Genomic DNA, 14199 nt, shown 5'->3' with positions numbered 1-14199 from the left:
AAAGGCTATCGCTCCACCAGAACGCGCTCGATTACCGGATCCGTTATCCTGTACCGCTTCACCCCTGAGCTGAAGTCCTCTTCGATCCAGCTCATCTTCTCCAGGTTCCTGAGGAGGCCGGCTAAACGCGAATTCGGAACCCTCTGTCCCCGGGAGGAGAGGTAGTCCCTTATCAGCTCCCACCTGTTGTGTCCCCTGGCTATGGCCTCGAGGATCAGGACGTAGCGGGGGCTTCTCCTCCTGAGTTCCTCCAGCTCGCCCCTGAGGAAGCCCCTGGCACGGTTGAACACGTAATCAAGCGAGCCCTTAAGGTCCCGAGTTTCTGCATACCTCCTTCCGAACTCGACCAGCCACCCGGGCACGCCATCGAGCACATCAACGGCTTCCTCGATGACCTCGCTCGAAACATCAACGTTCATCTCCGAGAAACCCCTGCGGAGGAACCCGATGGAAAGCTCCCGCGGGAACGGTTTGAGAACGACCTCCCTGTGGGCCCTCCCGTAGAGGGGGCTCTCGTAGTCGTCCGTGCCCAGGAAATCGTGGAGCAGGCCCACCTCGGAGCCGGTGAGTATAAACCTCAGGTTATCGAGGTTGTCGTAGGAGTAGGCTAAAAGGGCCAGGAACTCCCTGCCTCCCCTCGAACCGTAAAACCTGAGGTACTGGGCCTCGTCGATGCCTACAACCGCGCCGACCTCGTTAAGTGCCTCGAGAACCTCCGAAAGACGAACGTCCCTGCCGAGCTCAAGCCTTAATCCAGAGATTGAGACGCCCCTGACGCGGCCGAGAACCTCGAAGACCCTGCCCTTGATGGCACCTCTAAGGGAGTTTAAGGCCCTCTCGAACTCCCTGATGAGCGATTCCGAGGTTATCCAGCCGCCGGAGTCAAAGTACATCTTCCTGGCATCGATGTAGACCCCGTTTTCGAGCTCGTTGAGTGCAACCCTTAGAAGGGAGCTCTTCCCAACGCGCCGTATTCCCAGGAGGAGCGTTAAGGGTTCCAAGGTCGTCACGAGCTCATTTATTTCCTCTTCCCTGTCAAACAGCTCCTCCCGTCTTTTCTTTGGTCTCGGGTCAAACAGCATAGGTAATGCCCCCGTTACCAGGTAACGGTACCGTTACCTAAAAGGTTTTTGGAGAAAAGAATGGGAGGAATCACTCCTCCCTGAAGGCCCCGTACTTCTTGGGGTCGTAGAAGGGCGGAGCTACCGTTATCGCCTTCCTCGGCTTGCCCCTTATCTCTATCTCCAGCTCAACGCCCGGCTTCGCGTACTCCTCCTTCACGAAGGCTATTCCTATGCCGATGCCGAGGAGCGGGGAACTGGTTCCGCTGGTGACCTCGCCGATGAGTTCGCCGTTCGCGAGAACTTTGTAGCCCTCCCTCGGGATTCCCTTCTCGACCATCTTGAAGTGCACCATCTTCCTGCCGAGGCCCCTCTCCCTCTGCTTGAGGAGTGCCTCCTTCCCTATGAACTCCTTGTCCCAGAAGATGGCGAAGTCGAGGTTGGCTTGGAGGGGAGTTACTTCGTCTATGTCCGTGCTGAGGAGCTGGAGCTCCTTGGTCTCGTTGCCGTAGAGGGTGTAGCCGGCCTCAAGCCTGAGCGTATCCCTTGCTCCAAGTCCGGCGGGCTTTATCCCGTACTTCTCTCCCGCCTCAAGGATGGTCTTCCAGACGTGGAAGGCCTTCTCGGGCTCGCCCCTCTTCTCTGGATTGGGGTGGTATGGGTTGGCGTCCTCGAAGTAGATCTCAAAGCCGTTCTCGCCGGTGTAGCCGCTCCTCGAGAGGAGCATCTTAATTCCGTCGAGCTCGACCTCCTTCGCCTGGAACCACCAGAGCTCGTTGATGTCGATGCCGAAGAGGTCTTTCGCTAGATCCCTAGCCTTCGGCCCCTGTATCGAGAACATGACTATGTCGTAGGTTTTGTTTTCGATCTCGAGGTCCAGCTCACCGAACTTCTCGATTCCGCGCTTTATCGCGTTGAACCAGGCATCGAGCTTCTCGAAGGCGTCGCTGTCGCAGACCATCATGTATGTGTCGTTTCCCATGTTGAAGACAAGGGTCTCGTCCTTCACGGCTCCACGTTCGTTGAGGACGAGGGTGTAGGTTCCGCTTATCGCGGGGGGCTTGCTTATGTCGTTGGTCGTGACGTACTGGAGGAACTCGAGGGCGTCCTTACCGCGGAAGATGAACTCCCCCATGTGCGAGACGTCGAATATGCCAACGCCGTTCCTAACGGCGAGGTGCTCCTCCTTTATGCTCGAATACCAGATAGGCATCTCCCAGCCCGCGAACTCCTCAACCTTCTTGGCGTTCTCCATATGCCAGTCGAATAGGTGAACCCTCTTTACCATAGCCATCACCGTTAAAACTTGGGCCTGAGCGTTATAATCCTTTCCAATTCATGGGCAACTATAATAAGCATCAACGTTCAAATTAATGCTGGGGTGTTCGGAAATGTTTGAGAGGGTTTTGTATCCCACGGATTTTTCCGACGTTTCCCTCCACGCGCTGAGGCACTGCCTTCCAAAGCTCCTCTCCCTGGGCGTCCGGGAGCTGGTGCTGATTCACGTCATCGACATAACCATAGCCGAGTTTGAAGCCTTTGAGCTCGAGGAAGTGTACCGTGAGAGACTTGGGGAGCTCGCTGAGGAGCTAGGAAAGGACGGCTTTAACGTTGAGCCCGTCGTGAGGATAGGGATTCCGTCGGTGGAGATAGCAGAGACGGCTGATGAGAAGGGCGTGGATCTGGTCGTCATACCCAGCATGGGTGAGAACGTCTGGCGGGCGATGTTCGTCGGAAGCACGGCCTCCAACCTGGCCAGGGCTACCAGAAGGCCCGTCCTGCTCCTCAAGTACGTCAAGAAGAACGATGCCTTTGAGCTGGCTGTGGACTGCTCAGAGCTCTTAAAGCGTCCCCTCGTTGCCATTGACTTCTCCAAGTGTTCGATAAAGGTTCTCAAGACCGTCAGGAAGTTCGAGGAGCTCGTTGAGAGTGGTTTGCTCCTCCATTCGGTGGACTACGGGGGAATGGAGGAGCTGGAGCATAACATAGAGCTGGCGAAGAAGAATCTGGAGAAGTCCGCCAGGGGTCTGAGAGCAAAGTTTGAGACCGAGGTGATGGTGGGCTCGGCGAGCCAGGCGATAATAGGGACGTCCCTCGCCAAGAACTCGACCCTCATAGTCATCGGCAAGAAGGGACGGAGCTTCATCAAGGACCTGCTCCTCGGCAGCACTGCAGAGAGAGTCGTAAGGGACTCAAAAGTTCCTGTGCTACTGGTTCCATGCGAATGACCTCAGTCTGGAACGGCTTCCTCATCACTCGGTAGCTACCCTGTTGCCATCATCGGTCGTTCTTTTCTCCGATTTTTGGCTTATAAATCTACTCCCTCCTGCTCTCGCCGGTCATGACGGCGCTGGCTATCATGTGGGCGAGGCGGAGCGGTTCGGGATTCAGGCCGGTCCTGGTGGTAGCCCGGATTATCTCAGCCGCGGTCTTCTCGTCCACTCCGACGGCCTGGAAGTAGAGCTTTTCGGGTATCACCTCAACCAGCGGGGGGGCCTTTTTAAGAAGCCTGAGCCTCTCCTCCGCGTCGGGGAAGTGTTTCCTGAGAGCGGCCTCCATCGCCCCGAGGTCCGGCCTCTTCCGGACGACGACCACCACCGGCAGACCGGTTTCCCGGTGGAGCTTCTCCAGGTTCACCACGTTGAAGCCCGCGTAGGTTATGCCCTTCAGGAGGATCACCCTGAGATCCTTGAAGCGTGAGGAGCTGATGGCGTCTATCATCTCTTCCGTCACGTCGGTGCCGTCCACCGTTATCCATCGGGAAAGAACGCCCACGACCTCCTGGGAGCCCTTCATCACCACCCCTATCAGGATCGTTTTGTCCCGTTCGAGCTTTGAGGAAAAGGAGAAGGTTCCGTCGTCGAAACCGGCTGTCCTGATCTGGGGCTTCACCTTCCGTATCATGGGAGCACCTTCTCAAGCCACTCGGCGTACTCTTCATTGACCCTGTCCACATCTATGCGCGCGATGACCGGGACGGTGTAGGGGTGCAACTCCTTTATCGCCTCCTTTAGCTCTTTCCACTTCTCCACGGTCGTCTTGAGAAGTGCTCCCACCTCCGTGTCCTCCTCTATCTTTCCGTCCCACCAGTAGAACGCCCTGTGCTCCCTCAGGTTGGCGCAGGCGATGAGTTTTCTCTCGAGGAGCTCCTTAACGGTTTTCTCGGCGCTCTCCCAGTTCGGGAAGGTAGTGTACACCATTATCATCTCCATGCCCTCACCCCCGTTCAAACTCGACGGATAAGCTTAAATCGGTTGTGGGAGTACTATGCACGGGGTGTGGTATGGGAAGGGTGAGGGCTCACCTCAGAATTCACGGGCGCGTCCAGGGAGTTGGTTTTCGGTGGAGCCTGCAGCGGGAGGCGAGGAAGCTCGGTCTGGCAGGGTGGGTTAGAAACCTGCCCGACGGGACTGTTGAGGCCGTCATCGAGGGCGACGAGGAAAGGGTTGAAGCACTGATAGGCTGGGCGCACCAGGGACCGGCACTCGCCAGGGTGACGAGGGTCGAGGTAAAATGGGAGGAGCCGGAGGGACTTGAGGGGTTCAGGGTCACTGGGTAGCGGCGAAGCGCTCCATTAGAACTCTCTTGGGACAGTACTTGACCTCGCAGTAGTTGCAGACGTACTTCTCCTTATCCTTCTCGGGCGTGTGGAGTATTAGCTTCCTGAACCCGTCCATTTCTTTTACCTTCACGAAGACCTCGACTGGTAGGGTGCCGTCGATGACTATGTAGAGCTTGCTTGGCTCCTCGCGGAGGTTCCTGCTGAACACCTCCATAACAGGAACCCCGTTCTCGTGGAGCAGACCCAGGACTTCTGAAAAGCCCCGAAGGTACTTGTCCTTCTCCAGCTCTATCTCGAGGACCTCCCACCCCATCAGTGGGGCGACGTCGATGAGGCTGGGGAGGGGATTGAGCTTCTCGAAGATCAGCTTGAGCGGGTAGGTCTTCTCGATGTACTCTATGGTGTGATAGACTATCTTTCTGTTCACGCCGATTATCCGCGCCAGCTCGCTTATTGGAACTTCGACGTCCCTGAGGTAGATCTTGCCGTTCTTCACGCTTAGGCCGTTCTCGAACAGGAACTCCGCGACCTTCCTCCTGGCGGGATAGTTCTTGAAGTAGGCCTCGAGTATGAGCATCATTTTTGTCCACCTCTTACCCATATATGAGTAGGAATGGATATTTAAATCTTTCCCTCGTGCGCAAGGTTATTAACGATTCGGTCCCAGCTTTCTGTTTAGGGACTGGAGGTGAGGAAGATGGCCAGGTTTGATGTGGTGGGAATAGGGAACCTGAACTACGACATAATAATGCTCCTCGACAGATTTCCGGAGTTCCACGAGAAGGTGAACGCGAGGGAGGCTTTCTTCGGTCTAGGCGGGGCGGCGGCGAACACTATAAGCTGGCTCGCTCACTTCGGCCTTAAAACCGGCTACATCGGTGCGGTTGGAAGGGACGAGATAGGAAACGCCCACCTGGAGTACTTCAGGAGCATTGGAGTGGACACCGGCGGAATCAGGGTCGTCGATGCTCCCTCTGGCGTTGCAATAGCGATGATACGTGGGGAGGACAAGAGGATAGTGAAGTACCCCGGCGCCAACCTGATGAAGGGTGTGGACTTCGATTACCTGGCCAGGACGAGGCACGTTCACCTCTCCTCCAACCCGCCGGAGACGATAGAGGAGGTCGTGGCATTCGCGAGCGAGAATGGGATAACCGTTTCGCTCGACATAGGTGAAGCGGCCCTGCCAAAGGAGATCGAGGAGAAAGTTGATTACCTGATGATGAACGAGGACGAGTACCGGAGGAAGTTTGGCTCCCTCGACCTCTCGCTCTCCTCGGCCAGAAACCTCGTGGTGACCCTCAACGGGGGCGGTGCCCTGGTGAGGGACGAAAGCGGGAGGATCAGCGAGGTCAGGGGTCTAAGCGCCGAGGTCGTGGATTCAACCGGTGCGGGGGATTCCTTCGACGCGGGCGTTATCTACGGCGTCCTCAGTGGGTGGAGCCTCGAGGACGCGGCCCGGCTGGGAATGCTCCTGGCTTACCTCACCGTTCAGAAGGTTGGGGCAAGGAGCGCGATAGTGCCCCTTGAAGAGGTCATCAGAAGGGCCGGGGAGGTTGGTCTTGAACTTCCGTTCAACGGGCGGTGAGGTTTTCCCGTCCTTCATAACTTTTAAATACCGCCCGATGTACCCCCTTTAAGCCTCCCTTTAAGAAACCCTTAAAAGGTCGTGCCCTAAAAGCTTTAGAGGTACCAAAAGTCCTTAGGCCGGAGGTGACGCTCTTGGAAATCATAATCGACAATTTCAAGCCCAAAATCACCCGCCCCTTCAAGAGGAAGAACGAGTACTGGGTCAAGCTCATTCTATCGGAGGGTGAGGAGTACATAATGAAGTTCAAGACGCCCCTGGAGGCGGAAGACGCTATCTACGGCATGCTCGATGACCTTCAGGTTTACGGTGGGAAGGTGAAGCTCCAGCTCCGTGAGGGGAACGTTATAGAGCACATCGAGGTCCTGGAACTTTACAAGCCCTCCGCGAAGGAACTTCTCGACGAGTACTTCACCGAGTAAACTTCCATTCGATGCTCTTTTCTGTTCATTGTGGTTGGAAATATGACAAAAACCTATATATAGTCCAGGCCACATAGTTTGGTATTGGACAGCTCTGTGGGCGTGAAGTCAGGGGGTCGAATATTCTCTGGAGGTCGTTACTGTGGCAAGGAGGAAGAACAAGGAGCTACTCGAGCTTGCAATGGACATGGGCGGTGAGGAGGCCGTTGAGGTAATCAAAGCCCTCGAGAAGAAGAAGGAAGCCACCGACGAGGAACTGGCCGAGATGACGGAGATACGCGTTAATACGGTGAGGAAGGTTCTCTACATGCTCTACGACCAGGGACTGGCTGAGTTCAAGAGGATAAGGGACAAGGAAACCGGCTGGTATTACTACTACTGGCGCCTTGAGACCAAGCGCCTTCCGGAGATAATTCGTTCCAGAAAGATGGCCGAACTCAAGAAGCTCAAGGAGATGCTTGAGGAGGAAACGAGCGAGATTTACTACCACTGCGGCACCCCCGGACACCCCAAGCTCACCTTCGACGAGGCTATGGAGTACGAGTTCCAGTGCCCCATCTGCGGGGCCATGCTCATGCAGTACGACAACACGGCGGTCGTCGAGGAGCTAAAGAAGCGCATCGAGGAGCTTGAGATTGAGCTGGGCCTCAGGAAGAAGCCCAGGAAGAGGAAGTCCAACTGAATGGCCTTCTCCTTTAATGAACTTCGGGGATGGTGAAGATGGAAGAAGTGGTTATTCTGGAGAAAGTTTACGGCGACAGGAGCGGCTTTTTAAAGCTCGACAGGAAGCTGAGGGCCCTTCTTGGCGACCTCGAGGTCGAGTGGAAGCTCTCCACTGTTAAGAAGAACTGGGTTAAGGTGTCTCTGAGCGGCGAGGACGAGGAGATAAGTGCGAACCTCGTAAGGGAGGAGTTCGGCGAGGTTCCATACAGCCTGAAGAACGTCGAAGAGGGGAAAACCTACCGGGGCCGCTTCATAGACCTCGGCAAAGTTGGTTACGGCGCCTACGTGGACATCGGAATATTCCGTCCTCGCCCCAAGGACGCCCTCCTGCCCCTCTACTACCTCAAGAGGGCCTTCGGCGAGATTCCAGTCAGGGAGCTGATAGCGAAGATGGGGTGGGTGGACAACCTGCCCGTTGAGGTCGTGGTGACGGACGTTGAGTTCGGCGCGAGGGAGGTCGAGTTGGCCTTCAGCGATGCCCAGCTGAAGAGGATAAACTCCTGGCTCAACGACGGCCACGACAAGCTCTTCATAGCCGGAACCGTGAGCGAGAACGTGGAAAAGGCCCTCATCAGGACGGGCCACGGAAGGGACGTGAAGCGCATAGAAGAGCTGGGCCTGATGGAGACGCTTCTGATACTCAAGAAGGGCACCCAGGCGCCTGGCATAATCAAGGAGATAGGTCCACACCTGAAGGGTACCGTGATAGGTGCCATCAAGCTCGAGGAGTGAGCCCGTGGAGAAGCCTCACAGCGAGGGCAGACAGCAGGACGAAGCAGTAGGGGAACAGCGAGGGCGCGAAGAGTGCCATGGGGGTGTAGATCACCGTCATCAGCAGGAGGAACGCCGTCGTTCCCCTCATCGTGATTCCCTTTTTTCTATTCCAGAGGGCATACACGCCCGTGGTGAGGGCCAGGGAGCTGTTCATCAGGAAGTTCTTCGCGTATGAAACCGCGCTGGGGGGCAGGCTTGAGGGAATGTTGAGGGACAGCCCGAAGGCCGTGTAGAGGAGGAAAACCCCCGCACCCGTCATCAGCAGGTAGGCGTAGTTCCGCAGGTACCTCTTGGGGAACGTCAGGACGAAGGCTACCGGCATGAGAACGAGGTAGGGGTTTATTGCTATCGCCAGGAGCGTGAAGATTGACAGCACCCCCGTCTGGAGGAGGGCCTTCCACTTCTCCGGCGAAAAGGTCACGTTGCTGACTATGGCCAGGGCTATTATGAACCCCGCCAGCCCGAGCGTTGCTCCGTTTATCTCGCTGAACCCGTTCCTGAACATTGGGGCCACGAAGGTAAGGCCGAAGACGAGGAAGCCCAGCTCGCGGGATCTCTTCGGGGCCAGGTAGAAGGAGAAGGACATGATAACGAGTATCAGGAGCCAGTGGATAAAGACCACGTTCTCCTCTATGGGTGGAACCACGGTGAAGACGGCCCCCATTATGGCGCTGATGGGGGAGTCAGGAGGGGAGCCTGCCGTGAACTCGAGGGCCGAGAGAAGTTGCGCCAGGAATCCATGGGTGAACTTCGGCCGTTCTGCAGTCAGGTACCACAGCAGGAACAGGGAAGCGGCAAGGGCGTAGAACCTCCCCGCGTGGCTGTCGTCCCTGCTGAGAAGGGCGAGGAAAGCCAGCATCATTCCGAAGGTCAGGGAGAGGAAGGCTATGGCCGAGCTCCTGGGCGGGTTCCACAGCCCCTCGAAGGCCCTCTCGGTTAGGTATATGTTGTCCTCGGAGCCCGTTATGAGGACGGTGTTGTTGAGCACGACGATGGACGGCAGAAGGGAAGCGTTGGCGGGAAGGCCGGTTTGATTCCAGAGGGAGGCGATGAGGCGGTTGTTGTAGACGTTTCCGACGAGAACGAGGGTATCATTTCCGTGGGCCTTGATGGTGTAGAGCTTTTCATCGACGTAGTAGGCCCAGGCCCTGGCCCAGGTGTCGTTGCCCGGAACGACGGTGTAGGTTGAGTCCGAGGAGAGAAAGGCCTGGAACGCCTCCCGGTCGGGATAGTACGTTACCCCGGCGGCGGAGGCGAGGGGAACCATCAGCAGGAAAACGAGCGCCATCAGAACTGGGGCCTTTCTCATGCTCTCCCTCCCGAGTGGATACCCAGAAGTGGTTAAAAATTTAATGTAGCCCGGCCCAGCGCGGCCCCATCGCATCGGCTTCCGCCGGCCTGAGCCGCGCCGTAAAAAGTTGAGGGGAAATACTTAAATGGTTTACTCCTCCGTTTTCTCTCCTTTCATCTCTTCGAGCTTCTTCGCGAGCTTTTCCGCTATTTCCATGAATGCCTTGGCCGCGGGCGTGTCCTCGTAGAGGACTATCGGTATTCCCGCGTCGCTGGCTTCCCTGGCCTTGAGGTCTATCGGCACTTCTCCAAGGAAATCCACACCCTCCTTCTCGGCGAGCTTTTTGCCCCCACCCTTTCCGAAGAGGTCGATCTCGTTGCCGCAGTGCGGGCATATGAGGTAGCTCATGTTCTCGACGACCGCTATGTAGGGAACCTCCATCTTCTTCATCATGTTTACAGCCTTTCCGGTGTCGAGCAAGGCAACCTCCTGGGGAGTGGTGACTATAACCGCCGCATCGAGCTGTAGACTCTGGGTCACGGTGAGTATCTCGTCGCCAGTTCCCGGGGGGAAGTCGATTATCATGAAGTCTAGGGAACCCCACTTGACGTCGCCGAGGAGCTGCTTGATGGCCTTTGTTACAAGAGAACCGCGCCAGATTATCGGCTGATCCTCCGGGACGAGGAAGCCCATGCTCATGACCTTTATCGGGGTCGTCTGGCCAAGGAAGTCGTTCATCGGAGGTATCATTTCGAACCTGCCGTCCTCGAGCTTCTCGGCCAGAACCTCCGCCTTGTCCACGCCGAGCATCTTGGCGACGTTCGGTCCGTGTATGTCCGCGTCGAGTATTCCAACGAAGTAGCCCTTCTTGGCAAGGGCTGCGGCGAGATTGACCGCGACGGTGCTCTTTCCAACGCCGCCCTTACCGCTGAGGACGGCCACCTTGTAGGTCCACTTCTCCTGCTTCTCCTTTATCCTCTGGGTGAGCGGGTCGGCACCGAGGCCGCCTATGTTGAGCGTGGGAGCCTTTATCGTCATTTCCTCCACCTCCGGCTTAGGTTGGCCTAAGGGGCTTAAAAGCTTTGTCCCAAAACTTGACAATGTTACTCAGATTTGGGTATCCAAGAGTGGGACCACCGTTGGAACGCCCCTGACCTCCCCCATCGCTACGTTCACACCGTAGACCTCGCGGAAGAGCTCTTCGCTGAGAACATTAAAACCTCCGTCAGCGATTATTTTTCCGTCCTTCATGAAGATGAACCTCCTGGCAAAGCGGAGGGCTAGGTTCACGTCGTGCATCACGGTGATAACGGTTTTTCCCTCCCTCGAGAGCTCCTTCGCGAGCTGCATAACCTCGAGCTGACTTTTAACGTCCAGGTTGTTGGTAGGCTCGTCCATTATTAGTACTCGCGGCTCCTGCGCGAGGGCCCTCGCTATGTTCACCTTCTGGAGCTCTCCTCCGCTGAGGCCCCTCGTTCTCCTGGGGGTCAGGTCCCATATCCCCAGTCTTTTGAGGGCCCTTTCGACAGCCTCGATGTCCCTCCTGGACGGCCTGAGCCCCATGTACGGCCTTCTGCCGAGGAGAACCGTGTCAAAGACCGTCATAAAGCCTGGCTCTGTCCTCTGGGGAACGTAAGCGAGTATCCTGGCCAGCTCGTTCCTCGAGTACTCGCCGATCGGCTTTCCAAAGACCTCGACCCCACCGCATTCCAGGATTCCTGCGATGCACTTCACTAGGGTGCTCTTGCCTGCCCCGTTCGGTCCAAGGACGGCAACAAATTCACCCGTCTCAATCCTCAGGCTCACCCCCCTGAGAACTTCCCGCTCGTCGTAGGAGAACCTCAGGTTCTCAGCCTCCACCGCCTTCATCTCCGGCCCTCCATTCTCACCAGGAGGTAGATGAACGCCGGGGCGCCGAGGAATGAGGTCACTATGCCCACAGGGAGCACCGCGGGGGAGATGATGAGCCTCGCGAGAGTGTCAGCGGTCACGAGCAAGAGCGCGCCCGTGAGGGCCGAGAGTGGAATCAGGAAGCGGTAGTCGCCTCCGGCGATCAGCCTAACTGCATGGGGTGCTATGAGGCCTACAAAGCCTATTACTCCGACGAAGGCAACGCTCACTGCCGTTATCAGCGCCGCCAGGAACGTCGAGACGAGGCGGATCCTTTCCACCTCCACCCCGACGCTCTTCGCCACCTCGTCCCCCACCGCGGAGGCGTTCAGGTCCCAGCGTCTCAGAAGGAAGTACGTGAAAACAGGTGCGAATGTCAGGAACATTATCGCGTCCTCCCTCCAGGTGGCCCGTCCGAGGTCTCCGAAGCTCCAGTATACCATCGCGGCGAGCTGGAGCTCGTCGGCGAAGTACTGTACGAGGGTCGTCATGGCGACGAAGAGCGAGCTCATAGCCACACCGGCCAGGATTATTGCCTCCGGGCTAAGCCCCCTGAGCCTTGCAAGTGTCAGGATCACCGCGGTGGCGCTTATGGCTCCGATGAAAGCGAAGAGGACGACGGCGTAAGGGTTGTCGAGTGAAATCCTTCCGGAACTTTCGGCGTAGCCTGCGCCGAGGAGTATGGCCAGCGATGCCCCGAACATGGCACCGTGGGAGACGCCCATCGTGAAGGGAGTCGCCAGGGGGTTTCTGAGGAAGCCCTGCATGACAGCGCCGGCTATGGCCAGGGAGGCACCGACCAAAAGACCCGCGACTATTCTCGGTAGCCTTATGTTCCAAACGATGAGCCTAGTACTATCCGTTCCGCCGCCGAGGAGGGCATCAACGACTTCCCCAACCGTCAGGTGGTAGGCCCCGTGAGAGAGGGAGTGTAGGCTGACCAGAACGATGGAAAGAAGGAGGAGGAAGCCCATGAAGACCCTTCTGGCCACGTAGTCCCTGTAATCCATGTCCATCACGGTGAGGTCGGTAGTGAGTACTTGACGGTCCCGTTGGAGAGGTCTATCCTTCCGAAGCCCCCGAACTGTTCCTTCATGGCTTCGTAGACGGGCTTTCCGACGAGGAACGTGTATATCTCGTCGGCCTTCTCCTCGGGATCAACGTCGCGGAAGCGCTCGGGGTAGAGCACCTTGCCTATGAAGTACGCGTCGGCCAGGGCGGTTCCTATGTTCGTGGTGTAGAAGTTGTAGGGGAGCAGGCCGTAGAGGTTGCCTTCCTTCACGGCCCTCAGCGAGCCGTAGAAGTCCGGGTTCCTGGAGTAGTCATAGAGAACCAGCTTGAGGCCGCCCTCGTCGATGAATATGTAGTCCGGCTGCCACTCGAGGAGCATCTCCTTGTCTATGGACTTGTGACCTTCTCCGAGCTCGTCGGCTACGTTTTCGGCGTTAACCGCTCTGAACGGCGGATAGCCTGCCTCAGTGCTCTCTATCCCGTGGGCACCCTTGTAGCCTATACCTCCGACGTAGACCCTCTTCGGCTCGACGCCTTTCGTCCGGTTCATCAGGTCCTCCTGGATCGACTTTATGAACTCCGTGATATCCCTGGCCCTCTCCTCCCTTCCGAGTATCCTGCCGGCGAGCTCTATGGAAGCGAACAGCTCCTCGTCATCAAAGGTTCCCAGGCTTCCGTAGCTGAGCACCACGACTGGAATTCCCGTCTTCTCCTCTATCTCGTCGGCCGTTTTTCCGTCCACGTAGGTGATGAAAATCACGTCCGGCCTGAGCTTCACGATGGCCTCGAAGTCGGGCAGTTTCCCCGGCCCGCCGGGTCCGACGCTCGGGAGGTCTTTGAGCTCCGGGTGGGCCATTATGTACGGCCTCCCGAAGGAGTAGCGCTTCTCGAAGTCCTCGACGCCAACCACCATGTCGCTCGCGTTGAGATAGACTATTAACCTGAGCGCACCGGGACCAACTGCTATAACTCTCTCAACGTTCTTCGGCACCTCCACGCTCCTTCCGAGGGCATCGGTGACCGTTAGGGTGGCGTTTCCGTTTTCGGAATTGGCACCGCTTCCGGTGCAGCCGCTGGCGAGAACCACCACAAAAATGAGGATCAGCGCGATGAACTTCCTCATCTCAGCACCCCCTCCGCTCGATCTCCACTATTCCCCGCCCGACCACGGCCAGATAGGCCTCTCCGGCACAGCGGAGGCACAGCGGTTCGCCGTTCACGTGAACCGCTCTCGTTTCCATGACCAGCTCCCCGCACTTCGCGCAGCGGACGCTCTCCACTATCGGCGCCTGCTCAATCGGGGGAACCCTTACGCGCTTGATCTTGAATTCGTCCCTCGGGAGGTGAAGCATGGCTTTTGCAACCTCTTCCCAGAGCTCCCAGAGGCGCTTTCGCTCCTCCGCACTCCCCTTGCGCTCCCGGACAACCCTATTGAAGAGCTCGGTTGTTCCGGGGGGATAGTACTTCCTCAGCCTCTCCGCGTCTGCGTAAACCCTGACCCCCTCCCAGGTGGAGCGCTTGACGAGGGTGAGGGCGGTTTTTCCGAGGTCGAGGTAGATGAGCGAGTTGTTGCCCAGCGTACAGCCTGTCGCCACCTGAACGCCGTCGGTGAAGCAGCTGTTGATTTCGACTATCGCGAGTAGGGACTCATCGACACTTGAGGAATGATCCAGCCTGCCCACCCCCAGCTCCTCCATGGCTATCAATGACGCCCTTATCCCGAGGGCGAGGTACGGGCAGACGTGACCGTGGAACTCCCTGGCGTATTCGAGTATCCCCTCCGCGTTTCCCTCCGCCACCAGCCTGTTGAGCGTGAGCATTGTATCACCAATTTGGGGTTGAGTAGCACGATTTTTAACAATTTTTTAATCTTGGTG

The 14199-nt window shown here is 57.3% G+C and carries 17 protein-coding genes; 6 read left to right on the top strand and 11 right to left on the bottom strand.

The annotated features are described in order from the left end of the window. Positions 1–5: 5 nt before the first annotated feature. Positions 6–1082, bottom strand: coding sequence for an ATP-binding protein (locus E3E27_RS07965; protein WP_167774159.1), 1077 nt, complete (start codon positions 1080–1082; stop codon positions 6–8). A 70-nt stretch (positions 1083–1152) separates the two neighbouring features. Next, complete coding sequence (gene gcvT / locus E3E27_RS07960; protein ID WP_167774373.1) at positions 1153–2349, bottom strand: glycine cleavage system aminomethyltransferase GcvT; 1197 nt, start codon at positions 2347–2349, stop codon at positions 1153–1155. 103 nt (positions 2350–2452) lie between these two features. Here gcvT and E3E27_RS07955 point away from each other — a divergent pair, with 103 nt between their 5' ends. Continuing rightward, positions 2453–3289 carry a universal stress protein gene (locus tag E3E27_RS07955; RefSeq protein WP_014789060.1) on the top strand — a complete coding sequence of 279 codons (837 nt, stop codon included), beginning with the start codon at positions 2453–2455 and terminating at the stop codon, positions 3287–3289. Between the two features lie 88 nt (positions 3290–3377). On the opposite strand, the gene E3E27_RS07950 is transcribed toward E3E27_RS07955, so the two are convergent. Together E3E27_RS07950 and cutA are read right to left on the bottom strand one after the other, a co-directional pair. Then, a complete protein-coding gene (locus E3E27_RS07950; protein ID WP_167774158.1) occupies positions 3378–3965 on the bottom strand; it encodes a DUF99 family protein in 588 nt (195 codons plus the stop codon). Next, positions 3962–4273: a divalent-cation tolerance protein CutA gene (cutA, locus tag E3E27_RS07945; protein ID WP_014789062.1), complete on the bottom strand. Its 312-nt coding sequence runs from the start codon at positions 4271–4273 to the stop codon at positions 3962–3964. Before cutA ends, E3E27_RS07950 begins: the two co-directional genes overlap by 4 nt. A 71-nt stretch (positions 4274–4344) precedes the next feature. On the opposite strand from cutA, the gene E3E27_RS07940 reads away from it, so the two are divergent. Next, complete coding sequence (locus E3E27_RS07940) at positions 4345–4620, top strand: acylphosphatase (protein WP_014789063.1); 276 nt, start codon at positions 4345–4347, stop codon at positions 4618–4620. Here E3E27_RS07940 and E3E27_RS07935 read toward each other — a convergent pair. Further along, a complete protein-coding gene (locus E3E27_RS07935; RefSeq protein WP_014789064.1) occupies positions 4610–5203 on the bottom strand; it encodes a hypothetical protein in 594 nt (197 codons plus the stop codon). The two genes, E3E27_RS07940 and E3E27_RS07935, sit on opposite strands and share 11 nt — an antisense overlap. A 117-nt stretch (positions 5204–5320) precedes the next feature. Between E3E27_RS07935 and E3E27_RS07930 the strand changes: the two genes are divergently transcribed. The 4 genes from E3E27_RS07930 to E3E27_RS07915 all read left to right on the top strand — a co-directional run bounded on the left by E3E27_RS07930 (position 5321) and on the right by E3E27_RS07915 (position 8088). Then, positions 5321–6211: an ADP-dependent ribose-1-phosphate kinase gene (locus E3E27_RS07930; protein ID WP_167774157.1), complete on the top strand. Its 891-nt coding sequence runs from the start codon at positions 5321–5323 to the stop codon at positions 6209–6211. A 134-nt stretch (positions 6212–6345) separates the two neighbouring features. After that, positions 6346–6633 carry a hypothetical protein gene (locus tag E3E27_RS07925; protein WP_048152043.1) on the top strand — a complete coding sequence of 96 codons (288 nt, stop codon included), beginning with the start codon at positions 6346–6348 and terminating at the stop codon, positions 6631–6633. 142 nt (positions 6634–6775) lie between these two features. Continuing rightward, positions 6776–7315, top strand: a complete 540-nt coding sequence (gene tfe, locus E3E27_RS07920; protein WP_167774156.1) for a transcription factor E — start codon at positions 6776–6778, stop codon at positions 7313–7315. A gap of 38 nt (positions 7316–7353) precedes the next feature. Continuing rightward, the gene (locus tag E3E27_RS07915) at positions 7354–8088 is read left to right on the top strand and encodes a DUF2110 family protein (protein ID WP_167774155.1); all 735 of its coding nucleotides are present in this window, start codon (positions 7354–7356) and stop codon (positions 8086–8088) included. Here E3E27_RS07915 and E3E27_RS07910 read toward each other — a convergent pair. The 6 genes from E3E27_RS07910 to E3E27_RS07885 form a co-directional block, all read right to left on the bottom strand. Beyond that, entirely contained in the window at positions 8072–9439 is a 1368-nt protein-coding gene (locus tag E3E27_RS07910; RefSeq protein ID WP_167774154.1) for a hypothetical protein, read from the bottom strand. The two genes, E3E27_RS07915 and E3E27_RS07910, sit on opposite strands and share 17 nt — an antisense overlap. Positions 9440–9571: 132 nt before the next feature. Next, a complete protein-coding gene (locus E3E27_RS07905; RefSeq protein ID WP_167774372.1) occupies positions 9572–10459 on the bottom strand; it encodes an Mrp/NBP35 family ATP-binding protein in 888 nt (295 codons plus the stop codon). Between the two features lie 69 nt (positions 10460–10528). Next, entirely contained in the window at positions 10529–11290 is a 762-nt protein-coding gene (locus E3E27_RS07900) for an ABC transporter ATP-binding protein (protein WP_167774153.1), read from the bottom strand. Further along, positions 11287–12321 (bottom strand): iron ABC transporter permease, encoded by a 1035-nt coding sequence (locus tag E3E27_RS07895; RefSeq protein ID WP_014789072.1) that lies wholly within the window; start codon positions 12319–12321, stop codon positions 11287–11289. Before E3E27_RS07895 ends, E3E27_RS07900 begins: the two co-directional genes overlap by 4 nt. Before the next feature lie 5 nt (positions 12322–12326). Continuing rightward, the gene (locus tag E3E27_RS07890; RefSeq protein WP_167774152.1) at positions 12327–13445 is read right to left on the bottom strand and encodes an iron ABC transporter substrate-binding protein; all 1119 of its coding nucleotides are present in this window, start codon (positions 13443–13445) and stop codon (positions 12327–12329) included. Position 13446: 1 nt separating this feature from the next. Next, positions 13447–14142, bottom strand: a complete 696-nt coding sequence (locus E3E27_RS07885; protein ID WP_167774151.1) for an FmdE family protein — start codon at positions 14140–14142, stop codon at positions 13447–13449. Positions 14143–14199 lie beyond the last annotated feature (57 nt).

Source organism: Thermococcus sp. MV11 (assembly GCF_012027285.1).
GTDB lineage: Archaea > Methanobacteriota_B > Thermococci > Thermococcales > Thermococcaceae > Thermococcus > Thermococcus cleftensis.
This window is presented reverse-complemented; position numbering and strand designations above follow the sequence as displayed.